The sequence below is a fragment of the Novosphingobium lentum NBRC 107847 genome (assembly GCF_001590965.1).
GTDB classification, from domain to species: domain Bacteria; phylum Pseudomonadota; class Alphaproteobacteria; order Sphingomonadales; family Sphingomonadaceae; genus Novosphingobium; species Novosphingobium lentum.
Genome location: NZ_BCTW01000001.1, coordinates 156174 through 178528 on the forward strand (window position 1 = coordinate 156174; position 22355 = coordinate 178528).

General features: G+C 66.7%; 24 protein-coding genes. 9 read left to right on the forward strand and 15 right to left on the reverse strand.

Annotation, left to right across the window (positions count from 1 at the left end):
- Window positions 1-158: 158 nt before the first annotated feature.
- Entirely contained in the window at window positions 159-1778 is a 1620-nt protein-coding gene (locus NL2_RS00765; RefSeq protein WP_068070673.1) for a tetratricopeptide repeat-containing sulfotransferase family protein, read from the forward strand.
- Between the two features lie 29 nt (window positions 1779-1807).
- On the opposite strand, the gene NL2_RS20970 is transcribed toward NL2_RS00765, so the two are convergent.
- The 3 genes from NL2_RS20970 to NL2_RS00780 form a co-directional block, all read right to left on the reverse strand.
- Window positions 1808-2194: a hypothetical protein gene (locus NL2_RS20970; protein ID WP_157082962.1), complete on the reverse strand. Its 387-nt coding sequence runs from the start codon at window positions 2192-2194 to the stop codon at window positions 1808-1810.
- Between the two features lie 9 nt (window positions 2195-2203).
- Complete coding sequence (locus NL2_RS00775) at window positions 2204-3343, reverse strand: aspartyl/asparaginyl beta-hydroxylase domain-containing protein (RefSeq protein ID WP_068070677.1); 1140 nt, start codon at window positions 3341-3343, stop codon at window positions 2204-2206.
- A 154-nt stretch (window positions 3344-3497) separates the two neighbouring features.
- Window positions 3498-6515, reverse strand: coding sequence for a TonB-dependent receptor domain-containing protein (locus NL2_RS00780; RefSeq protein ID WP_068070679.1), 3018 nt, complete (start codon window positions 6513-6515; stop codon window positions 3498-3500).
- A gap of 79 nt (window positions 6516-6594) precedes the next feature.
- On the opposite strand from NL2_RS00780, the gene NL2_RS00785 reads away from it, so the two are divergent.
- Entirely contained in the window at window positions 6595-7401 is an 807-nt protein-coding gene (locus tag NL2_RS00785; protein ID WP_157082963.1) for a hypothetical protein, read from the forward strand.
- Window positions 7402-7449: 48 nt separating this feature from the next.
- On the opposite strand, the gene NL2_RS00790 is transcribed toward NL2_RS00785, so the two are convergent.
- The 3 genes from NL2_RS00790 to xseA form a co-directional block, all read right to left on the reverse strand.
- Complete coding sequence (locus NL2_RS00790; protein ID WP_439646875.1) at window positions 7450-8418, reverse strand: M23 family metallopeptidase; 969 nt, start codon at window positions 8416-8418, stop codon at window positions 7450-7452.
- Complete coding sequence (locus tag NL2_RS00795; protein ID WP_068070682.1) at window positions 8415-8618, reverse strand: DUF2093 domain-containing protein; 204 nt, start codon at window positions 8616-8618, stop codon at window positions 8415-8417. Before NL2_RS00795 ends, NL2_RS00790 begins: the two co-directional genes overlap by 4 nt.
- 77 nt (window positions 8619-8695) lie before the next feature.
- Entirely contained in the window at window positions 8696-10168 is a 1473-nt protein-coding gene (xseA, locus tag NL2_RS00800) for an exodeoxyribonuclease VII large subunit (protein WP_068070684.1), read from the reverse strand.
- Here xseA and purD point away from each other — a divergent pair.
- Complete coding sequence (gene purD / locus NL2_RS00805) at window positions 10167-11465, forward strand: phosphoribosylamine--glycine ligase (protein WP_068070686.1); 1299 nt, start codon at window positions 10167-10169, stop codon at window positions 11463-11465. The two genes, xseA and purD, sit on opposite strands and share 2 nt — an antisense overlap.
- Window positions 11466-11481: 16 nt before the next feature.
- Here purD and NL2_RS00810 read toward each other — a convergent pair whose 3' ends face one another.
- A complete protein-coding gene (locus tag NL2_RS00810) occupies window positions 11482-12054 on the reverse strand; it encodes a 3'-5' exonuclease (RefSeq protein ID WP_245647510.1) in 573 nt (190 codons plus the stop codon).
- 94 nt (window positions 12055-12148) lie between these two features.
- On the reverse strand, window positions 12149-13138 hold the full coding sequence (locus tag NL2_RS00815; protein WP_068070689.1) for an adenosine kinase: 990 nt from the start codon (window positions 13136-13138) through the stop codon (window positions 12149-12151).
- 197 nt (window positions 13139-13335) lie between these two features.
- On the opposite strand from NL2_RS00815, the gene NL2_RS00820 reads away from it, so the two are divergent.
- The gene (locus NL2_RS00820; protein ID WP_068070691.1) at window positions 13336-14034 is read left to right on the forward strand and encodes an EI24 domain-containing protein; all 699 of its coding nucleotides are present in this window, start codon (window positions 13336-13338) and stop codon (window positions 14032-14034) included.
- Window positions 14024-14485, forward strand: coding sequence for a hypothetical protein (locus NL2_RS21555; protein ID WP_068070693.1), 462 nt, complete (start codon window positions 14024-14026; stop codon window positions 14483-14485). Before NL2_RS00820 ends, NL2_RS21555 begins: the two co-directional genes overlap by 11 nt.
- 18 nt (window positions 14486-14503) lie before the next feature.
- Here the strand turns inward: NL2_RS21555 and NL2_RS20575 are convergent, their stop codons facing one another.
- Both NL2_RS20575 and NL2_RS00835 read right to left on the reverse strand, forming a co-directional pair.
- Entirely contained in the window at window positions 14504-15067 is a 564-nt protein-coding gene (locus tag NL2_RS20575) for a DoxX family protein (protein ID WP_157082964.1), read from the reverse strand.
- A gap of 51 nt (window positions 15068-15118) precedes the next feature.
- Window positions 15119-15574, reverse strand: a complete 456-nt coding sequence (locus tag NL2_RS00835) for an RrF2 family transcriptional regulator (RefSeq protein ID WP_169799445.1) — start codon at window positions 15572-15574, stop codon at window positions 15119-15121.
- An 84-nt stretch (window positions 15575-15658) separates the two neighbouring features.
- Here NL2_RS00835 and NL2_RS00840 point away from each other — a divergent pair, with 84 nt between their 5' ends.
- On the forward strand, window positions 15659-16108 hold the full coding sequence (locus tag NL2_RS00840; RefSeq protein WP_068070696.1) for a globin domain-containing protein: 450 nt from the start codon (window positions 15659-15661) through the stop codon (window positions 16106-16108).
- A gap of 142 nt (window positions 16109-16250) precedes the next feature.
- Here the strand turns inward: NL2_RS00840 and dcd are convergent, their stop codons facing one another.
- The 4 genes from dcd to NL2_RS00860 all read right to left on the reverse strand — a co-directional run bounded on the left by dcd (window position 16251) and on the right by NL2_RS00860 (window position 18576).
- Window positions 16251-16805 carry a dCTP deaminase gene (gene dcd / locus NL2_RS00845; RefSeq protein WP_068070698.1) on the reverse strand — a complete coding sequence of 185 codons (555 nt, stop codon included), beginning with the start codon at window positions 16803-16805 and terminating at the stop codon, window positions 16251-16253.
- Window positions 16806-16878: 73 nt separating this feature from the next.
- A complete protein-coding gene (locus tag NL2_RS00850) occupies window positions 16879-17316 on the reverse strand; it encodes a cytidine deaminase (protein ID WP_068070700.1) in 438 nt (145 codons plus the stop codon).
- A complete protein-coding gene (locus NL2_RS00855; RefSeq protein ID WP_068070702.1) occupies window positions 17313-18008 on the reverse strand; it encodes a glycoside hydrolase family 25 protein in 696 nt (231 codons plus the stop codon). The genes NL2_RS00850 and NL2_RS00855 overlap by 4 nt, the downstream gene beginning before the upstream one ends.
- Before the next feature lie 85 nt (window positions 18009-18093).
- Window positions 18094-18576: a UPF0262 family protein gene (locus NL2_RS00860; RefSeq protein ID WP_068070703.1), complete on the reverse strand. Its 483-nt coding sequence runs from the start codon at window positions 18574-18576 to the stop codon at window positions 18094-18096.
- 138 nt (window positions 18577-18714) lie between these two features.
- Here NL2_RS00860 and NL2_RS00865 point away from each other — a divergent pair, with 138 nt between their 5' ends.
- On the forward strand, window positions 18715-20223 hold the full coding sequence (locus tag NL2_RS00865; RefSeq protein ID WP_068070946.1) for a replicative DNA helicase: 1509 nt from the start codon (window positions 18715-18717) through the stop codon (window positions 20221-20223).
- 106 nt (window positions 20224-20329) lie between these two features.
- Window positions 20330-20674 carry a DNA-directed RNA polymerase subunit omega gene (rpoZ, locus tag NL2_RS00870; RefSeq protein ID WP_068070704.1) on the forward strand — a complete coding sequence of 115 codons (345 nt, stop codon included), beginning with the start codon at window positions 20330-20332 and terminating at the stop codon, window positions 20672-20674.
- Window positions 20675-20794: 120 nt separating this feature from the next.
- On the opposite strand, the gene NL2_RS00875 is transcribed toward rpoZ, so the two are convergent.
- Window positions 20795-21181, reverse strand: coding sequence for a hypothetical protein (locus tag NL2_RS00875; protein ID WP_068070706.1), 387 nt, complete (start codon window positions 21179-21181; stop codon window positions 20795-20797).
- Between the two features lie 109 nt (window positions 21182-21290).
- Between NL2_RS00875 and NL2_RS00880 the strand changes: the two genes are divergently transcribed.
- Complete coding sequence (locus NL2_RS00880) at window positions 21291-22349, forward strand: DUF3667 domain-containing protein (RefSeq protein ID WP_068070708.1); 1059 nt, start codon at window positions 21291-21293, stop codon at window positions 22347-22349.
- Window positions 22350-22355 lie beyond the last annotated feature (6 nt).

The following is a 22355-nucleotide window of genomic DNA, read 5'->3' on the forward strand; positions in this document are numbered from 1 at the left end:
GTAGCGTTTGCCGGTGTTGTTCGCGCGAAGCCATCCCAAGGGGCTAGCCGCGCCCGCGCGTGTTGTCGAACCTGCGATTGCGGTGCGCGAAGCTGCGAGGGGCTGGCAAACCGCTGCGAGGGGCTGGCAAACCGCGCTGCGCGGGCTATGGCTGCGATATGACCGACGTACTCGCAAGGATCGATCGCGCTCTTGATGCGGACGATACCGCCGCCGCTGCTGCCCTGGCCGAAGCCGCTCTTGCAGCGGGCCGAACGGATCCGATCCTCTACAACCTTGTCGCGTGGCGGCGCGAGGAGGATGGACAGTTCGAGGAAGCCGAGCGCCTGCTGCGCGATGCGGTCAGGCTTGCGCCTGCCGACCCGACGATTCACCTCGCGCTCGGCATCGTGCTGCGCAAGCAGGGACAGCTGAAGGCGGCGGTCCAGGCGTTCGAGCGCGCCATCGCGATCGACCAGACCTATGGCGCTGCCTGGTTCGAGCGCGGATCGACGTTCGAGAAAGGCGGCGCGAGTGCCGACGCGGCGGACGATTACTTGCGCGCGCTGCAGTATGAACCGAACAATGCCGCAGCGCACGCTTCACTCGCGGCGATCATGGCGCGGCGCGGCGACCTGGCCGAAGCGCGCCAGCGGGCGGGCCATGCACTCAAGCTCGATCCCGGCAACATCACCGCACGCAACGCATTGGCGCAACTGGCGATCGAGGAACGGGATTTCACCGGCGCGATCGCGCTGCTCGAGCCGATCGTCGGCACCGAGGATGACCAGCGCGAGTTACTGATCAACACGCGCACGCTGCTGGGGGATGCTTACGAAGGCGCAGGTCGCCACGACGATGCCTATCGCTGCTACTTGCGCGCGCAGACGCTGTTTCACGCCATCCACAGCGCGCGCGAGGGCGAGGATGCCCGCGATCCGATCGCCTTTGTCGAGGGCGTTGCCGAATCGCTGCACAGAGCGGATCCGAAGGCGTGGGCGACAAGCATCGCAACGGCATCGGCCGTGGAAGCGGGGCCGGCTGCTGCTCATGTATTTCTTACCGGCTATCCCCGATCTGGCACCACGCTCGTCGAGAACATTCTCGCCACGCTGCCGGCAACTGTCGCGATCGAGGAGCGGCCCACGTTGTCAGAAGTCGATCGCCGCTTCCTGTCCGATACCGATGGCCTGCAAAAGCTGGCGAGCCTGCCCGAAGCCGAGCTGGACGCGTTGCGCGCCGACTACTGGCGAAGGGCGAACCTGGCGGCGGGTACAGAGCTGGCGGGCAAGATGCTGGTCGACATGGACCCGTTCAAGGGCGTGCGCCTGCCGGTGATCGCAAGGCTGTTCCCCCACGCCAAGGTCATCGTCATGCGTCGCGATCCGCGTGACGTGGTGTGGAGCTGCTTCCACACCAACTTTGCGTATAACGCCGGTACGATGGCGTTCTCCTCGCTCGAAAGCACCGCCCGGCACTATGCCGCGACGTGGGGTGTGATCGAAACATCGCTTGAAACGCTGGCGATCAAGCATTTCAACCTGTCCTATTCAGCCCTCGTTCGCGATTTCGACGCCACCACACAGGCGCTGTGCGCCTATCTTGGGGCAGAGTGGAGCGAGGACTTGCGCCGGTTTGATCGCACGGCCCAGCGGCGCGGCGTTTCCACCGCGAGCGCGACGCAAGTCCGGCGCGGACTTTACGATGGATCGGGCGGGTGGCACCGGTACGAAAAGCAGCTTGCGACGGTGGAGCCTATCCTTGCGCCGTGGATCGAGCGCTTCGAGATCGGCACCTGAGCGCAGGTTTGCCCTAGGGCGCGGAAAATTTAGCCCCCGCTCAAACCCGAACGGGCAGTTTCGCGGCGTTCCATGTCCATGCCCTGGCGCAGGCCGTTCTCACGCCATTCGGCCACGGTCATGCAGATCTGCTTCTTGTGCACGCGTGAGCCGATCTCGTCGTCGGAACGGCACACGATGCGGTCGGACGCCTTGACGGGTTTTGCTGCCGGAGCGGCAGGCGCGGACGCGGCAACAGGCGCCACCGGTGCAGGATCTGCAGCAAGAGCAGGGGCAGCAGAAAGCAAAACAGCGGCCAGCGCCACCGACATCATAGACTTCATGTAGACACTTTCCGTTGCGGACGACGGCATGGTGCGGTCGTTTATAGTTTCAATTGTAGCACAGTTTGCATCGGTTTCCAGCCTCTTGCGCATCCACAACGCCTATAAAGCGCCCAGTCGCCCGGGGGCCCCCTGCGCAGCGACCAGCGCACGAACGATCGCCTTGTCCTGCTCGTCGAGTTCGGGGCGCCACAAGTCGCCGATCAGCACGACACGCAGCGCGCCGCTCTCGTTCCATGCCGCGTGCTCGATGGTATCGTCGAAGATCCATGGTTGACCTTCCACCCAGGCGCGCGAATCGGCGCCGACCCTGAAGGCGCATCCGGGCGGAACGATCAGCGGCAGGTGCAGCACGCTGCGAAAATTGGCGACGCCATGGTGCGGGGGAATTCGGGTCTGCGGCGCCAGCAGCGAGAACATCAGGTTGGGCGCAAGCCCGGCGATATCCGGCTGATGGTCCCCGGAAAACGCGCGGATCGTCTCGGGGCAGGCTGCGGCATTGACCGGATCGACCTCGCCATAGCGGACGAGATGCAGCGCATTCCAACTGGCGGAGCGGTTCAGCGGCTTCCACTGCCCCATCGGCTGGCCCGGCGCAAAATCGACGTACGGGGCCTGCCGGTCTCCATGCGCGGCGAGCAGCGCCTCGAATTCGGCGCGGATCGCGGGGAAGGCGGCGCGCATGCGGTCTGCCAGCGCTGGATAGGCCCCGTCGAAGAATTCCTGATCGGCAAGGCCAGGATAGCGATAGTGGGTGGGTTGTTGATGGAAGACCGCGCGACGGTCGAGCACGTTGTCGGCAAAACGGTGCGCCCGCGCCCGGTGCATCGCATCCATTGCGGGAAGCGCGCGCAAGTCGGCATCGATCGCGGCGCGCACCTGGCCCAGAAAGCGTCGGGCATGATCGAGCCGCGCGGCGACAGGCCGCGGAAGCGAGGCCGCATCGGGCGCGTGGAACAGCGCGGCGCGATAGATTTCCGCCGCGCGGGGTGCATCGCCAAGTTGTTCGAGCAGGCTGGCCTTGAGCAACAGCGCGACGAAATCGATCTGCAGGTCGAGCGCGCGGTTCACCGTGTCGAGCGCGGCGGCAAGATCGCCGGTGCGGCGTTGGACGGCCGCCAGTTTCATGGACGTGGCAAAATCGCTGCCTTGGGCGGCGAGCGCCTCGAGCAAGGCGCGCGCGCCTGCGATGTCGCCTTTGGCCAGTGCGGCATCGGCGGAGCGTTGCAGCGCGTCGTCCATTGGCCCCCGTGTGCCGCAGGCTGTGCGGCTCCCTGTAAAGAACCGATCCTAAAACCGGACCATGCAAAAAAGAAGAGGGCGAAAAAAGAAGGGGCGACGCGTCTTGCGACACGCCGCCCCAGATTGGGACCGCTTTCGCGGCCAGTACCGAACCTTAGAAGTTCAGCGTGAAGCCAGCGAACACGTAACGGCCAAGTGCGTCATACACCTGGGCGTACGTACCCGAGCCGTTGTTCGTGTAGTTGGAGTCGGTCACCGGCGGCGTCTTGTCCATGATGTTCTGGACACCGACGCGGAAGGTGTAGTTGTCGCCAATCCGCGCCGACATGGTGAAGTCGAAGTAGCTGACCGACGGGATGCGGGCAACCTCGGGGTTGACGGTGCCAGGACCGTTACCGAGCAGCGGATTGCTGTCGTTCTGGTCGTTGGTCACGTGGTTGAAATAACGCCATGCTGCGGAAACCGACAGACCATCGGCATCGGCCCAGGTCACGCGGAGCTTGTGGCGCCATTTCGGCAGCGGCGTACCGCAGGTCAGCCCGAACAGCCCGGCGCAGTTGTACTTGCCGGTGCTGAGCGCGCCCGAAACCGGCTCGACTTCGAACTTGTCGAGGTAGGTTCCGACCAGGTCGAAGGACACCGATTCACCACGACCGACGTTCAGCTTGTACAGTGCCGTCACGTCGATACCGCGGGTCTTTTCCGAACCGAGGTTGAGCGTGGGGTTGGCGACGAAGCCGGTGCCGGTGAACAGCGAACCGCCCGGTGCGCGCTGGATGGCGTTGCAATAGAACGGATTGCCGCCCGAGATGCACTGGTTGAGGATGAACTGCGCGCCCAGCGTGCTGATCAGCTGCTTGATGCGGATGTCATAGCCATCGACCGTGAACGAGAAGTTCGGCAGCGGATTGACCACTACGCCCAGCGTGTAAGTGTCAGACTTTTCCGGACGAAGACCGGTATTGCCCGATGTTTGCTGGTTGTACTGGTTGGCCGGATTCTTGTCGATCGTACCGTACTGGGCAGCGGTTACGCCCGTAAGGGCGCAAGCAGCGGCCGAAGCGGTCGGCGATGCACCTGCGCAAGGGTCGGAACCCGCAAACAGGCCGACGTTGGGCGTCGAGAACAGCTCGAGCGAGTTGGGCGCGCGAACCGCACGGTTGTAACCGGCGCGGAAGCGGACCTGCTGGATCGGCGCGTATTCCATCTGCAGCTTGTAGGTGTTGGTCGAACCCGTGAGGCTGTAGTCCGAGTAACGATAGCCACCGGTGAACGCGAGCTGGTAGATGCCCGGCTTTTCGCTGACGAGCGGCACCGCGACTTCGCCGAAGAATTCGCGAACGGTGTACGAACCGTTGATGTCGCGAACGCCGAACGGCGTGCCTTGGCCGGCAAGGTCACCGGTCAGGAATTCCTGATCGTTGCTGAGCTTGACGACTTCCTTGCGGTATTCCGCGCCGATCGCCATCTGCACGCCGTCGGCGGCGAACGGTGACTGGAAGCCGTACTTGCCCAGGTCGAAGCTGAGCGAGCCACTGGCGATGTATTCGGTGCTCGCACCGTCGCGCTTGCCAGGGGTCTGCAGGTAGGCCACGGCACCCGGCGTCACGCCACCGATGGCAAACACGTTGTAGGGGACGCACAGCGGATCGATGACCTGACCTTGTGCGTTCGGGATCGCCGAGGCGCAAACCGGAGTACCACCGGGGCCGGTCACAACGTTCAGCGCCCGGTTCAGCTTGGCGCGCGAGAAATCGTTCTCGTACGTCTCAGTGAGCAGCGCCTTGTAGTACTGGCCGTAGACATCGTAGCTGATGCCGTCGGCGATCTGACCCTTCATGCCCGTGACGATGCGGTAGTCGGTGTGGCGAAGATCATCGACGCGCCCGCCGCCCTCGATGTTACGACGACCCAGGTACACCGACTGCAACGTGGCAGAACCGGCAGCGGCACCGCAAAGCGCGGTAAGCTGCGCAGCGGATGCCTGCGCGTTGTTGCAGTTGATGAAGAAGTCGGTGCCGTAGAACGCACCCGACGGCGCGATCTGCGCACGGGTGTGATCGTCCATGAACATCACTTCAAGGTACGGATCGAATGAATCGTTGATCTTGTAATGGGCGAATGCACCCATCGTGTACCGCTCGTCGGGACGCTGGAAGTAGTTGTACGGGTTGAAGTTGAAACCGTCACGCGTCGATGAATACGTCCGGAACGTGCCGGGAGCAGCCGGATTCAGCGTGAAGCTGGTGCCGGTCGGCGAATATACCGGGTTGGCGCCCAGACCCACGTTCTGGGTGCGGCGGAAGCGACCATTGGCTGCAGTCGAGGAACCGCCGCACGTGTAGTAGTTGCTGCCGCTGCTGGTGCCGGCCGAATAGCCGCAATAGCTGTAATCGCGGTCGCCCTGGGTGACAGGGTTGACGCGGCGGTAGCCGGCGTATGCGGTGACGTGGCCACGGCCATCGTCGAAGCCCGCGCCGATCGTCAGGTTGACGTTCTTGCCCGCGCCATCGACGGTGTTGCCGATCGGCTGCTGGTAACCGCGCGCCTTCAGCGCGCCAAGGTAGTTGGCGTTGCTGTAGTCGTTGTTGTGCTGATAGAACGAGGTCTGCGCGTCGAGCTGGACGCCTTCGAAATCGGTGTTGAGGACGAAGTTGACGACGCCCGCGAGCGCGTCGGAACCGTACGTTGCCGAAGCACCGCCGGTCAGCACATCGACGCGCTTGATCAGCGCGCCGGGAATGAAGTTGAGATCGGCGACGACGTCCGACGGGTCACCAGCGCCAAGGCGGCGGCCGTTGATGAGGACCAGCGTGCGGACCGAACCGAGATCGCGAAGATCGACCGTGGCAATGCCCGATGCCCCGTTGGCGTCAGACGAACCTTCCGACGCGAACACCTGCGGCAGCGAGTTCAGCAGATCTTCCACCCGGGTCGTGCCCTGGTTCTTGACTTCCTGCGAGCTCACCACGGTAACCGGGCTGATCGAGGTCAGGTTGGGGTTGGCAATGCGCGAACCGGTGACGATGATCTGCTGTTGCGGCGCGTCGGCGGCGGCATCGGCCGCCTGCGGAGCAACGGTCGTGTCTTGGGCGAAAGCAGGGGACGCGACCAGCGCGAGCCCAAGCGCTGCGGGCGCAACGCCTGCCTTCAACTTCGAGTATGTGTTCATTGGTTTCCAGCCCCTATAAGGTTGGCGGGAGCGACATTGCCCGCCAGAACATAGGCCAGGAGGAAAAACGACCGCCGTAATGCGCCATTCATCTTCCCGGATGTCGCTCGAGTTGCCCAACGCGGCGGGCGCTGTAAAGCAGAGCGACGGGAATTGCGGCAGTTTTGTTCCGGATGTAACCATAATGCCACACATTCAAAAGGCCCCGAATTATGGGGTTTCGGCACTACCGTCGATGGTCGTGTGGCATTTGACCTGCGATGCCATGCCGGGCAAGAGCGCAGCAGATGGCGACGCCATCGACTTGCCCGGAGGATCGAATTCAATGCGCCCCGTTCGCAAACTGCCTGCCCGCAAACCATCCGCCCTCGTGCTCGCCGGTGCCGCCATCGCGCTGGCCAGCCCGTCAGTCGCCAAGGACATCAAGGCCGACGAGCTGGCCACGCCGCAGGTGTTCCGCGAGATGATGGATTGCCGCGGCTTAGCCGATGCAACGGCCAGGCTGGCCTGCTATGACAGCCACGTCGCCGCGCTGCAGCACGCGGAACAAGCCCACGACATCGTCATAGCGGACAAGGCTGAAATCCGCGAGGCCCGCAAAGGCCTGTTCGGATTCACGCTCCCCCACGTCAAGCTCTTCGCGGGTGGCGCGGGCGACGAGGACTTCCAGCAAATCGAAACCACGCTCGCGGGGGTGCGCCAGTACAACTACGGCCAATACCAGTTCACGCTGGCCGACGGCGCGGTCTGGATTCAGGTCGACACCGAATCGCTGGCGATCGAACCCAGGCCCGGCAGCAAGATCGTGATTCGTCAGGCGGCGATGGGTAGCTTCAAGGCGCGGCTCGATGGACAGCCGGGGATCCATGTGCGCCGCGTGCGCTGAGGTTTCGACGATTTAGAGCGAGCCGACCCGGCACCCGCTTGAAAGCCCCTACCGCATCGGCCCGGTAAACAGCAGCGGATCGAGCCGGCGGTCGCGCCATTTCAGGCTCCAGTGCAGGTGCGGGCCGGTGGCGCGCCCGGTCATGCCGATGCGCGCGATGAACTGGCCCTGGTGGACCACATCGCCTTCCTTCACCTCGAGTTCCGAACAGTGCAGGAAGGCGCTGTTCAGCCCCATGCCGTGGTCGATCATCAGCAGGTGGCCCTCCAGCGTGAACGGCGCGTCGGCGGCGAGGATGACCACGCCATCGGCCGGCGCGACGATCGGCGTGCCGCTGCCGCCGGCGATGTCGATGCCCGAGTGATAGCTGCCCGGCTCGCCGCGATAGACGCGCTGCGATCCGAACTTGCCCGAGATGCGGCCGATCGCCGGCCAGATGAACTTCTGCCGCCAACCGCCGCTGGCACCATCAATGGCGCGCGCGGCGTTGATCCGCGCCAGCTCGGGCCCGCGACGACGCTCATACTCCGCGCTGGGCGCTTCACCGGGGCGCTTGCCGACGTTGACGTATTCGATGTCCCAGCCGCGCGGGGCAATCGCCAGCGACGCATCGACCCGCCGCCCGTCACCCAGCGTCGCGCTGAGCATCGCCGCAGGCCCGGCATCGCGATCGAACGCGAGGAAGAAGCTGCCGTCGGGCGCGAACCGCAACGCCGTGCCGTCGATCGCCAGCGCGCGCGTGCCGCCCGGCACGCGGCCGCGGATGTAGCCGCCTTGCGTGAGTTCGCCGACATAGCTGAACGTCGCCGGTCCAGCCGGGGCGACCGGCAGCGGCATGGCCGCGTCCGGCACCACCGGCGCGGCCTGGCCCGCCGGTCGCGCCGTCCCTGCCGCCGTCACCGCGCGCGGTGGCGGCACCGCCGGGGCCGCGCAGGTGCCCAGCGCTACCAGCACCACGGCGGCGGGCAGCGCGGTCAGCGCAATGCGTCGCGCGGGTCGGCGCGACCGCCGGGTCACGCCGGGTCCAGCAGCCGCCGGGTCGCCAGTTCGGGGGTAGCGTAAGCCTCCTGCCGGTCCACGCTCCAGTAGCGCAAGGCTTCGAGCGGGATCGCGGCGGCGCTTACCGCGCACACGACATGGTCGCCCGCCGTCAGCTGGCGGAAGCCGTTGGGCAGGTACTGCAGCCGCGCAAGGCGGTTCGCGGGGGTCATCAACATGGCAGCGATCCTAGCGGCTTGGCCCGACGATGGCAATTTGGCCGCTGCCGTTTCGGGCCAAACGGGGCCATTTCGGATCAGAGAAGCTTGATTTGCTCTGCCTGCCCTGCCGCCGCCGGGCGGGATCGGGCAGCGCGCACCGGCGGGCGCGGCGCGCCATCGGGTACCACATCCAGCGACCCATCGCCGAAACGCAGCCGCAGCGCCACTTCGCCCGCCGCCGCCGCGCGCGACTTGACCACGGTGCCGTCGGGCGCGCTGACCAGCACGTAACCGCGTTCAAGCGGGGCATAAGGATCGAGCTGGCGGCGCAGCCGGTCGAGCGCGTCGATCCGGTCGCGCGCGATGGCGATGCGCTGCACCACCAGTTCGGGGCGCAGGCGCAGGCCCGCCAGCCGTTCACGCTCGCGCTGCACCCGCCCGGTCAGCAGCGCGGGGCGCAGCGCTCCGGCGTGCCGCGCGAGCGCAGAGCCTGCGATTTCGGTGCGGTGGACCAGCGCGCGCCGCAGCCGTTCACCCAGGTCATCGAGCCGCTGCGCATGGCCCTGCAGCAGCGCCTGCGGGGCGGGCAGGCGCTGCCCACGCGTGTCGAGCCGTTCGCGCGCGTGTTCCATGAGCCGGCGCACGCCGCGCTGCTGGCGCGCGAACAGATCGGCCAGCACCGCCATCAGCTCGCCGTGCACCGGCACCGCCAGTTCGGCTGCGGCCGTAGGCGTCGGCGCGCGCAAGTCCGCCGCGAAATCGGCCAGCGTGGTGTCGGTTTCGTGCCCGACCGCGCTGATCACGGGGATCGACGATTCGGCGATGGCGCGCACCACCGCTTCCTCGTTGAAGCCCCACAAATCCTCGATCGAGCCACCGCCGCGCGCAACAATCACCAGGTCGGGGCGCGGCACCGGTCCGCCCGGCGCCATCGCCGAAAACCCGCGCACCGCCGCCGCGACTTGCGCGGCCGAGCCTTGCCCCTGCACCAGCACCGGCCACACCACCACGCGCACCGGGAAACGATCGGACAGGCGGTGGAGGATGTCGCGGATGACCGCGCCGGTGGGCGAAGTGACCACGCCGATCACGCGCGGCAGGTAGGGCAGCGGTCGCTTGCGCGCGACGTCGAACAGCCCCTCCGCCTCCAGCCGCGCCTTGAGCTTGGCCAGCAGCGCCAGCAGCGCGCCTTCGCCCGCGATCTCCATCCGGTCGATCACGATCTGGTAGTTCGAGCGGCCCGGATACGTCGTCAGCTTGCCCGTGGCGATCACCTCGACGCCGTCTTCGGGGCGGAACGACAGGCGCTGCACGCTGCCCTTCCACATCACCCCGTCGATCCGCGCGCCTTCGTCCTTGAGGCTGCAGTACAGGTGGCCCGACGCCGCGCGCTTGACCCCCGAAAGTTCGCCGCGCAGCCGCACGAAGCCGAAGCGATCCTCGACCGTGCGCTTGAGCAGCGCGGATATCTCGGTGATCGAAAGCGGCGCGGCGTTGTCGCCCGCCCGTTCGGTCGCTAACAGGCCGCCCGGCGGAGTGTCGTCATCAGGCGAGGAAGGAACGGCCATGAATATCCTGCTGCTGGGCGGGGGTGGGCGCGAACATGCGCTGGCCTGGAAAATGGCGCAATCGCCGCTGTGCGACAAGCTCTATGCCGCGCCGGGCAATCCCGGCGTCGCCGCGCACGCCGAACTGGTGTCGCTCGACCTGACCGATCATGCCGCCGTCATCGCCTTTTGCGAGGCGCATCGCATCGGCTTGGTGGTGATCGGTCCGGAGGCCCCGCTGGTCGATGGGCTGGCTGACAGCTTGCGCGGCGCGGGCTTTTCGGTGTTCGGACCGAGCCGGGCGGCGGCCCAGATCGAAGGATCGAAGGGCTTTACCAAGGATTTGTGCCAACGCGCCGGCATTCCCACCGCCGCTTATGTGCGCGCGGGCTCGCTGGCCGAGGCGCGCGCGGCGCTCGGCGGATTTTCGATCCCCGTGGTGATCAAGGCCGATGGACTGGCGGCGGGCAAGGGCGTGGTCATCGCCGAAACGCTGGCGCAAGCCGAAGCCGCGCTCGACGACATGTTCGGCGGCCAGTTCGGCAGCGCGGGCACCGAAGTGGTGATCGAGGAATTCCTTACCGGCGAGGAAGCCAGCTTTTTCGCGCTGACCGATGGCAGCACGATCGTGCCGTTCGGATCGGCGCAGGACCACAAGCGCGTGGGCGATGGCGATACCGGGCCCAACACCGGCGGCATGGGCGCCTACAGCCCAGCGCGGGTGCTGACCCCGTTGCTCGAAGCCGAAGCGATCGAAAAGATCGTCGCCCCCACGGTGCGCGCGATGGCCGATGCGGGGATGGCCTATTCGGGCGTGCTGTATGCCGGACTGATGCTGACCGCCGATGGCCCCAGCCTGATCGAATACAACGCGCGCTTCGGCGATCCCGAATGCCAGGTGCTGATGATGCGGCTGGAGAGCGACCTGGTCGAACTGCTGTCCGCCTGTGCCGACAACCGGCTGTCCGCGATCGAGCCGCCGCGCTTTTCGCCCGACCCAGCACTGACCGTGGTGATGGCGGCGCAAGGCTATCCGGGAACGCCCAAGCAGGGCGGCCGGATCGACGGCATCGGCCTGGCCGAAGCGCACGGCGCCCGCGTGTTCCACGCCGGGACGTCGCTCGACGGCAACGGCAAGCTTTCCGCCAGTGGCGGCCGCGTCCTCAACGTGACGGCGCGCGGCGCGACGGTGCGCGCGGCGCGCGATGCGGCGTATGCGGCGGTTGCGGCGATCGACTTTGCCGAAGGGTTCTGCCGCAACGACATCGGCTATCGCGAAATCGAGCGCGAGGATGCGGCGGGGAGCGACCGGGTTTGACCCAGTCGCGGCCCCGTTACGCCACTTGCGCCTCGCGCCGCAGCAGGCGGACCATCAGCGCCAGGCGATTGGCATCCTGCCGCGCGACGTGCGCCTGGGGCAACTGCAGCGAGGCCCGGCGCAGCGCAGCCTGCACTTGCGCGCGGACCAGACCGCGCGCGCACAGCAGTTCGCCAAGATAGCGCACGGGAAACGGCGCGCGGCGATGGCAGGCCGCCGCCAGCGTTTCGAGCCAGTAGGCGTCGAGATCGCAATCGGCGTAAACTTCGTAACCTTGCGCGGCCTCGGCCAGTTCGGTGAGCACTTGTTCCACCGGCAGCCCGCGCTGGTCGAGCATCTCGCGGCTGATGCCGTGCAGCTGTTCGGCTTCCTCGGTCCAGTCCCAGTACGCCCATTCCGCCGCCGGGCGGATCAGCCAGGTGCGAGTGGGCTGATCGACCGGGGCCAGCGCGACCTCGATGGGATAGGATGCGCAATCTTCCGGCAGGCACGAAGCCTCGAAATCGATGATCGCGGCACGCGACAGCGACGACCGCCGAGGCGGTTCGGGGGGCGTTTCGGAACGTGGAAAAAACAGGTGACTCGCCATTAGCCGTCCTCCTGTCGCAATTCTGCCCCTTATTACACTCGCTGTCACGCTAAATGTTGCAGCGCAACATACGCAATCTTACGAGGCGCGCCTGTCAGATCGCTCCGATCAGTTCGGCAAGGTCCGCCTCGGGCCGCGCGCCGTAGTGCGAGATGATCTCGGCGGCGCAGATCGCGCCCATGCGCAGGCAATCGGCGACGGGGCGGCCCCGCACGTGGCCGAACAGGAACCCGGCGGCGAACAGGTCACCCGCGCCGGTGGTATCGACCACTTTGGCGACGGGCTCTGCCGGCACCTGGGTGCGCTCGCCCCCGGTCACCGCGACGGCGCCGTTCTCGCTGCGCGTGACCACCAGCACCGACACCTTGGGCGCCAGCGCGGCGATCCCGGCGTCGAAATCGTCCTCGCCGGTCAGCGCGGCGAGTTCGTGTTCGTTGGCGAACAGGATGTCGATCTCGCCCGCCGCGATCAGCGCGCGGAAATCATCGCCATGGCGCGCGATGACGAACGCATCGGACAGCGTGAACGCCACCTTGCGGCCTGCGTTGCGCGCTGCCGCGATCGCCCGGCGCATCGCCTTGCGCGGTTCTTCCGGATCCCACAGGTAGCCTTCGAGGTACAGCACGCTGGCCGCCGCGATCGCGGTTTCGTCGAGCGCGGTGGCGGGCAGGAACTGCGACGCGCCGAGGAACGTGTTCATCGTGCGCTGGCCGTCGGGCGTGACGAAGATCAGGCAGCGCGCCGTCGGCGGCTCATCCGCGCGCGACGGCGTGGCGAACGCGATCCCGCCGGCGCGGATGTCGTGCGCGAACACTTCGCCCAGCTGATCATCGGCGACCTGGCCGATGAACGCGCAGCTGGCACCCAGCGCGGCGAGGCCTGCCAGCGTGTTGGCCGCCGACCCGCCCGAAATCTCGCGCGCCGGGCCCATCGCATCGTACAATTCCTGCGCGCGCGCGGTATCGACCAGCGTCATGCCGCCCTTGGCCAGCCCCAGCCGCGCGATATCGGCATCTTCGGCGGGCGCCATGACATCGACGATGGCATTGCCGATGGCGATAACGTCGGTAGTGGCAGCGGTCATCGAAGGCTCCAGCGTTCGGGAAAAGGTTCAGGGCAAACGTAAAGATTCAGGGCAAACGTGTTGCGGCGCGCCTAGCGACAAGCCCGGACTATCGCAAGCCAGGGGAGCGGGCCGGCGCCGCTTCCACGGTCGTGGAATTAACTCGATCAACAGCAAGGCGTTGACACCACCGACCCGGCGAGCGATCCCGCGCCCGGATGCTTACCGCTTTCGCCCTCGCCATCGGCCAGCTGGCCGACCGCCGGATCCTCGCCGTGCTGGCCAAGAGCCTTGCGATCACCGTGGTGCTGGTCGCCGCGCTGGGCTGGGGAGCGTGGCAGGGGATCGATTCGCTGGTTGCCGGGCTCGACGATTGGCTGCCCGACGGCCTTGGCGGGCTGCGTCAGCTGATCGACGCGGTGGCCGCGATCATCGCCGCCTGGTTGTTGTTCCAGATCGTGGCGTTTGCGGTGATGCAGTTCTTTGCCGACGACGTGGTCGATGCGGTCGAGGCGCGCCACTATCCCGCTACCGCCGCGCTGGCGCAGCGCATCGGCGTGATCGGCAACGTGCGCATCGGGCTGGGCGGCGCGGCGCGTGCGGTGGTCTACAACCTGGCCGCCGTGCCGTTCGCGATTGCGCTGCTGTTCACCGCGATCGGCCCGGCGCTGGCGTTCGGACTGGCCAACGCGCTGCTGATCGGGCGCGAGTTGAACGACATGGTCCGGTTCCGCTATCGCGATGCGGCGGGGCAGCCGCCGGCGCTGTTGCACAGCCTGACCCGGCTTGGGCTGGGCGGGATCGTGGTGCTGCTGTTGCTGGTGCCGTTCGTCAACCTGCTGTCGCCGGTGATCGGCGCCGCCATGGCGACACACCTTGTCCATCGCCGCAAACCTGGAGTGCCCGATGCGGGTTGACCGCCTGTTGATGACCGCCGCGCTGGCCACCCTGTTGGCGGGATGCGGTGAAACCGGCGCCACGACCAGCGGCAGCGGCAAGGCCGCGACCATCCGCAGCGTCGGCCGCCCGGCAACCTTGCGCCCGTCGACGGCACGTCCATCGACGGCGCGGCCCCAGGCGCAGATCCTGACCGCGCCCGGGCTCGAAGGCGTGATCGGCGCCGATGCCGACCAGCTGGTGCGGCAGTTCGGCCAGCCACGCCTCGACATCCACGAGGAAGACGCGCGCAAGCTGCAGTGGTCGGGCACTGCGTGCATCCTCGACATCTACCTGTATCCGCCCTCGGCTGGCGCGAGACCGTCCGCAACGTACGTAGACGCGAGGCGCGGCGACGGTCGCGACGTCGATCGCGCGGCCTGCATCGCCGCGCTGCGGACTACACCGGGTTCAGGCGTTCGTCGGCCTTAGGCCGGGGCCAGCTGCTTTTCAGAACCAGCGCCGCTTGGTGCGGGTGTCGGGAATGCCGTCGCCATTGGTATCGACCACGGTCGTGCCGGCGGGGATCGCGGTCGATCCGGCCGGGACCACCACGGTTCGCCCCTCGGCCCGCGCGGCGCGCAGTTCGGCTTCGTGGGCGTGGCGTTCCGCGTCGATCGCGGCGAGATCGGTCTGGCGGTGACGGCGCATCGAATCATAGCTCCAGCGCATCTGCGTGTGCGCGAACAAGCACAGGAATCCGCCAGCCATCGCGATGTTCTTGAGCAGCATCGTCGACTGCACCTGATCGGTAAAATCGTGATGGAAAATCAGCCCGGTCAGCAGACAGAACCCCGCCAGCAGGATCGAGAAGATCCGCGTGAGGAAGCCCAGCGCGATGGCGAGCCCGGCGACCAGCTCGAAGATGCCCGCTGGCAGCGCAAGATCCGCCGGTTGCCCGGACTGCGCCATGTAGGCGCCCGTGGCCTGCAGCGCGAACAGTTTGCCCAGCCCGCCGAGGATGAAGATGAGGGCGAGCATCAGCCGCCCGATGAATGCCGCAACCTGGTTCACACGCGCTCTCCCCGTGGGCGATGGCGCACGAAACGCGGCGCCGTCGGGGGATCAATCGCCGGGGGGCGTGCAAGTTCCGTCGAGCGCGGGAATCACCCGCCATGGCGCGAACGCCGGCGCGCCAGGTTTGGCGATGTCGGCCAGCATGTGGCGGTCGAGCACCGCCAGAAACGCGGCGAGCGCCTCGGCCAGCACGCTGCTCAAAGTGCAATCGCCACGCAAGGCGCAGTGCGCGCAATCGGCCAGTCGCAGGCCGCGTTCCATGCGCCGCACGACATCGCCGATCGCGATCGCATCGGCCGGCCGGGCCAGCGCCACGCCGCCACGGCGCCCGCGCAGGCTGGTCACGAAGCCTTCCTGCACCAGCCGCTGCGCGACTTTGGCAACGTGGTGATAAGACAGCCCCTGCTCTGACGCGAACGCCGGCAGCGCGATCGGCACGCCATCGCGCCGCGCCAGCACGATCAGCAGGCGCAGGCCAAGGTCGGTGTGCTGGGTCAGTTGCATGGTCTGTCCCATGTCGGAATTGGCTTGCCGAAATCAAGCATTACAAATACAGGTATGTTGAATACTTCATTAGAGGACCGAATCATGCGCACCGCTTCCGAAGCCGCCAAGGCCATCGTCAAGGCCACCGCCCCCGCCATCGAAAAGCACGGCGTTGAGATCACCACCGCGATGTACGCCCGGCTGTTCACCGACCCGGCCGTAAAGGCGATGTTCGATCAGGCCGCGCAGACCAGCGGGGAACAGCCGCGCCGGCTCGCCAACGCCATCCTCGCGTATGCCAAAAACATCGACAAGCTGGAGAACCTCGGACCGGCAGTGGGGCGGATGGTCGCCCGCCATGTCGAAACCGGCGTAAAGGCCGAACATTACCCGCTGGTCGCCGCCGCGCTGCTGCCCGCGATCCGCGATGTGCTGGGCGCCGATGTGGCCACCGACGAAGTGCTCGCGGCATGGGGCGAAGCGTACTGGATGCTCGCCGACATCCTCATCGCCGCCGAAGCGCAGGCTTATGAGGATCAGCAAGCCGCCTGAGTGTGATCCGGCACCGTAGTTTCGGATCGTCCGGCATCGGCCCGCTCCTCCGCCCGGCCACCCACAGCGTAGAATTCCGTTGGGTGGCCGGGCGGGGGAGCGGGCCGGTGCCGCAATTGTTTCAGTGTAACTGAAACAAACACTAGAGACGCGGCAGGGTCACGCCGCGCTGGCCCATGTATTTGCCCGCGCGATCGGCATAGCTCGTCTCGCACGGCTCGTTCCCTTTCAGGAACAGGAACTGGCACGCGCCCTCGTTGGCGTAAATCTTGGCAGGCAGCGGGGTGGTGTTGGAAAACTCAAGCGTCACGTGCCCTTCCCAGCCCGGTTCGAGCGGGGTCACGTTCACGATGATGCCGCACCGCGCGTACGTCGATTTGCCCAGGCAGATCACCAGGATGTCGCGCGGCACGCGGAAATATTCGACCGTGCGCGCCAGCGCGAAGCTGTTGGGCGGGATCACGCAGCAGTCGGTCGTGCGGTCGACGAAGCTGTCCGGATCGAACGCCTTGGGATCGACCACCGAGGAATTGACGTTGGTGAAAATCTTGAACTCGGGCGCGACCCGCGCATCGTAGCCATACGACGACAGCCCGTACGAGATGCACCCGTCACGGCGCTGCGCCTCCACGAACGGTTCGATCATCGCGTGTTCGAGCGCCTGCTCGCGGATCCAGCGATCGGATTGTACTGACAAGCCACTTCCCCCTCGCGCCCCGCCGGGCGGTCATTTCATGCAAGCCGGATTGGCCGTTACGTTAAATTGGCCACTACGTCAGATTGGCGGGCCCGAAGGCGCGCGGCAAGAGCGCGCTCAGGCGAAATTCCCCGGTCTCGTCGTGGCTGGCGCACAGCACCAGCGGATCGGTGCCGCCCAGTTGCGCCAGTTCGGTGATGACCTGGCGGCAGCGCCCGCACGGCGTCACCATGCTTTCGCCCAGCCGGTCTTCCAGCCCGCCGAACACCGCGACCGCGACCAGCCCCCCGCGCCGCCCGGCTTGCGCGGCGATGGCGCAGGCCACCGTCTCGGCGCACAGCGACAGGCCGTAGCTGGCGTTCTCGACATTGGCGCCGGTGACAATCTCACCATCGTCGAACAACAACGCCGCGCCGACGTGGAACCGCGAATAGGGCGCATAGGCCCGTGCTGCGGCCAGCCGAGCGGCAGCGACGAGTTCGGCGCGATCGAACGGCGTGCCGGCGGTCATGGCTGCACCACCACCCAGCGCAGCGGGCTCGACGCGGCATCGTTGCGCAGGCGGTGGCTGGCGGTCCACATCACCCACGGGCGCCCGGCATATCCCGGCGCGAGGAAGTCGCCTTCCACCCAGACGTTGCGATCGATCATGGCGGCCAGATGATAGCGCGCCTCGAAGCTGCGCGACAGCATCAGGATCGCCGGCTTGCCGGTGTGCATCTCGATCTGGTTGAGGAACGTCGTCAGTTCGCCCTGCAGCGCGGCTTCGCTTGGCGGCGCGGGGCAGGCATCGGCGTCGAGGTCGAGCCGGATCGCGGGCGGCAGCAGCTTGGCATCGCGCGGCACGGTGGTGACGAAGTTGGCGGCCTGGCCATCGGCCGCAGTACACGGATCATAGACATGGACCGCGCCCGCCTGCATCCCTCGCTCGCGCGCCGACGCCAGCCCATCGGCAAACGCGGCATCGCGCGTGCCCGCACCGCGACTGGCGGTGAGGTAGGCGAAATCGGCACCGCGCGCCTTGAGCAAGCGCCAGTCGACCACGCCGTCACCCGAATCGATCCACACCCCCTGCAGCGGATAGCGATCGCGCGACGGCGTCCACGTGCGCGCCTCCCACCAGCCGATGCCCAGCGCCATGATCGCCGCGAGCAGGCCCGCCGCCAGCCACCGCTGCCGCGTCGCCTTGTTTGCTTTCGCCATTGAAACCCTTGTGCCCCGCGTCCCGCTGTTCTGTTGCGTGTTGCTTGTCGTTGATGATGTGGGACCGGCGCAGCCGTTCCGGCCCCTACCCCCTGATATGCAGCACGCAGATCAGCGTAAAGAGCCGCCGTGCCGTGGCAAAGTCGGTCTCCACTTTGCCGTCGAGCCGTTCCAGGAGCATCTCGGCGGCATCGTTGTGGACCCCGCGCCGGGCCATGTCGATCGTCTCGATCTCCTGCGCGGTGGCGCGGCGGATCGCCTGGTAATAGCTGTCGCAGATCGCGAAATAGTCGCGGATCGAGCGGCGGAAGCGCCCCAGCCCGAGGATGATCGTTTCCAGCGGTTCGCCCGCGTCGTCACCGATCATCAGCGCCAGCCGCCCGTCCTCCACCGACAGCCGCAGCCGGTAAGGGCCTTCGTGCCCAGCCTCGCACGACCGGATCGGACGAAAAAGATTTTCCTCGATCAGGTCGAAGATCGCGATCCTGCGCTCCTGCTCGATATCGGCATTCCGCCAGATGATCGTCGCCTCGTCGAGGTCGATATGCGAAATGCGCGGGTCCGCCATGGGACGGTCTGTTTCGCAGACGCGAAAGGGGCGGGCAAGCGGTTTGCCGAAACGCTCCCCGCTATCCACAGGCGTCGTGACCCGATTGCGTCACCCGCCGCCTTGCCAGTGCCCCTCGCGCTGCTGCACAAGCGCGCGATGCCGACCGAAGCCCTGCTCATCCGCGACACCGAAGAGATTCGCGCCCTGCCCTCGAACGTCGAGGCCGAGGCGGCGTTCCTTGGCGCGGTGCTGATCGACAACCGGATCATCGAGGAAATCGGCGGAAAGCTGAAGCCCGAGCACTTTTTCGCGGCGGTCCACGGCCGGGTGTACGAGCGAATCGTCACGTTGCTCGATCGCAAGGCGGTGGTCACTCCGGTCACGCTCAAGCCCTATTTCGAAGTCGATGAAGGCCTGAAGGAACTGGGCGGTACCGCCTATCTCGCGCGGCTGACCGCCGATGGCCAGGGCCTGCTCAATCCGCGCGACCTGGCCGAACAGGTTTATGACCTGGCGCTGCTGCGCGAACTGATCACGGTGGGGCGCAACCTGGTGGCGGGTGCGATGGACACCAGCGAATCGGTCGCCCCGCTCGAACAGGTGCAGCAGGCCGAAGCCGCGCTGTATGCCGTGGCCGAGGGCGCGCAGTCGGGCAGCGAGGCGCAAGGCTTTGCCGTCGCCACGCGCACCGCGCTGGGCATGATCGAGCAGGCGCTGCTGTCGGGCGGGCACATTTCGGGCACCACCACCGGCCTGACCTCGATCAACGAGAAGATCGGCGGGCTGCACGATTCGGATCTGATCATCCTCGCCGGGCGCCCGGGCATGGGCAAGACCTCGCTCGCCACCAACATCGCGTTCAACGCCGCCGACCGCATGCGCCGCGACATCGTCGATGGCATCGATCCGAAAGATTCGGTCGGCGCGGCCACCGCATTCTTCAGCCTGGAAATGAGCGCGGACCAGCTCGCCACGCGTATTCTGGCCGAACAATCGGGCATCAGTTCCGAAATGCTGCGCATGGGCAAGATCAGCCGTGAGGATTTCCAGCAGCTGTCGTTCGCCAGCCAGCGGCTGGCCGAACTGCCGCTGTACATCGACGATACGCCCGCGCTGTCGATCGCGGCGCTGCGCGCGCGCGCGCGGCGGTTGAAGCGGCGGCACGATGTCGGGCTGATCGTGGTCGATTATCTTCAGCTGCTGCAGGGATCGGGCCGCGCCAACGACAACCGCGTCAACGAGATTTCCGAGATCAGCCGGGGCCTGAAGACGCTAGCCAAGGAGCTGTCGGTGCCGGTGATCGCGCTGTCGCAGCTATCCCGTGCGGTCGAACAGCGCGAAGACAAACGCCCGATGCTGTCGGACTTGCGCGAATCGGGCTCGATCGAGCAGGACGCCGACATGGTCTGGTTCGTGTACCGCGAGGACTATTACGTCGCGGCCAAGGAACCCAAAGTGCCGCAAGGCGCCGATGATCCCAAGATCCACGATGCCCACGCCGCCTGGCAGGCCGAGATGGAACGCGTTTATGGCCTAGCCGAACTGATCGTGGCCAAGCAGCGCCACGGCTCCACCGGCAAAGTGCGGATGAAGTTCGAACCGCGCATCACCCGCTTCTCCGACCTCGCCGATGACGAACGCGCGGGCAACAGCTACGACGATTAGGTCCGGGTCGAGCAGGGTCGGCTGCGTGCGAATTCCTTGACTTTCCGGGACTCACGCCCTAGCTGGCGCGCTTCCCTTCCAGATTCCACAAGTATCGGAGTGCCCGATGGCGCGCGTTACCGTCGAAGATTGCGTCGACAAGATCCCCAACCGTTTCGACCTCGTGCTGCTTGCTGCAGAGCGTGCGCGCGCCATTTCGGGCGGTGCGGAGCTGACCATCGATCGCGACCGCGACAAGAACCCGGTAGTCGCGCTGCGCGAGATCGCGGACGAAACCGTGCGTCCCAAGCTCCTGCGCGAAAGCCTGGTCCAGTCGCTGCAGCGCGTGCTGCCCGAAGACGATGATGAAGTCGACGACATCGGCTCGCTGTCGCAATCGGCCGAAGCGCTGCGGATCACTGCCGCTGCCCCGGTGCGCAACACCTCGCTCGGCGCCGATTACGAAGGCTGAATTTGTCCGGCTGACGCGGTTTCGGCTGTCGTCGGTACGGTACCCGCCTGCTTCCCCGCCTATTCTGTCGGGTGGCCGGGCGGCGGAGCGGGCTGGTACCGTCCCAACTCAGGAAGTGCGCTACCGCCGGGCCGCAGGGCAGGGGTAGGTTTTGCGGAACAGTTCGGTGATCGCGGCGCGCACGCTGGTGTGGTCGCGCACCGCCACCGGATAGCTGCGCATCTGGCCCAGAATATCGTCGCTGGTGAACGGCGCGCGCGGCGGCGGACAGCTGCTGGGGTGCCCCGCTGCCAGTTCACCGCGCAGCTGTGCGCGATAGGCTTGCGCCCCGCCGGCCGCCTCGGCCTTGAGCAGGCTGTAATCGCCCGAAAATAGCGCCATCGGCCCTTTGGCGTTGAGCGCTGCGGCCTTGGCCATGAACGCGGCGACCGACATGTCACCCGCCGCGCCATACGCGGGAGCGGAAACGACCCCGATGACCATGGTCGCCGCGAGTGCCTTCGTCATCAGTACGCTTCGCCGTCCTGCCATGGTGCTCCCCTTCTGGCCCGCTGCATGACCATCCTATCCAGCCCGCGCAGGCTTGGCTATGGCTGCGGCAGATCAGGAGGGCACAATGGACCAAGCAGCGACCATCGGCGATCTGGTGGACACGGCCATCGTCGCCCACGCGATCGAGCCGGCCGCCGGCGGACCGCCCGACAACAGCGGCCACACCCACGAAGGCGCCTGCCTCAATTGCGGGACGGCGCTGGTCGGCAGCCACTGCCATGCTTGCGGGCAGGCCGCGCACGTCCACCGCACGTTGGGCGCATTTTTCCATGACCTGGCGCACGGCGTGTTCCACTTCGAGGGCAAGATCTGGCGCACCTTGCCGCAACTGGTGCTGCACCCCGGCCGGATGACTCGCGAGTACGTCGATGGACGCCGGGCCGCTTACGTTTCGCCCATCGCGCTGTTCCTGTTCTGCGTGTTCCTGCTGTTCTCGGTGGTCAGCCACATGGGCAACACGCTAGGCGACATCGGCTCGGTCAGCACCAATGGCAAGGCGATCAGCGGCATCGCGGCGAACGAACAGGAAATCGCCCGCCTGCAGCAACTGCGCGCCGCGCTGGCCGCGCAAGGCAAGCCCACCGCAGCGATCGACGGCGAAATCACCGGTCGCCAATCAGGCCTCGATGCGCTGAAGAACGCGCGCGGCGAAGCCATCCGCAAGGCCGTGCTCGATCAGAAATCCGGCGCGCGCAGCGACCTGCCAGCCATCCAGCACGCCATCGATGCGTTTCGCGCCAATCCGCAGCTCGGCCTCTACAAGCTGCAGTCCAACGCCTACAAATATGCGTGGGCGCTGATCCCGATCTCGGTGCCGATGGTCTGGCTGCTGTTCCCGTTCAGCCGCCGCTTTGGCCTGTACGACCACACCGTGTTCGTCACGTATTCGCTGTGCTTCATGGCGCTGCTGGTGGTGGTGCTGTCGATCGCGGGCAAGCTGGGACTGCCGATCGTAGGCATCGCGGCGGTCGTCCTGCCGCCCTTGCACATGTATCGCCAGCTCAAGGGCGCCTATGGCCTCAGCCGCGCCAGTGCGCTGTGGCGCACGGCGGCGATGCTGTTCTTCTCGCTGTTTGCGCTGATCGTGTTCGCGATGTTCGTGCTGGCCGAAGCCGGGCAGTAACGATCG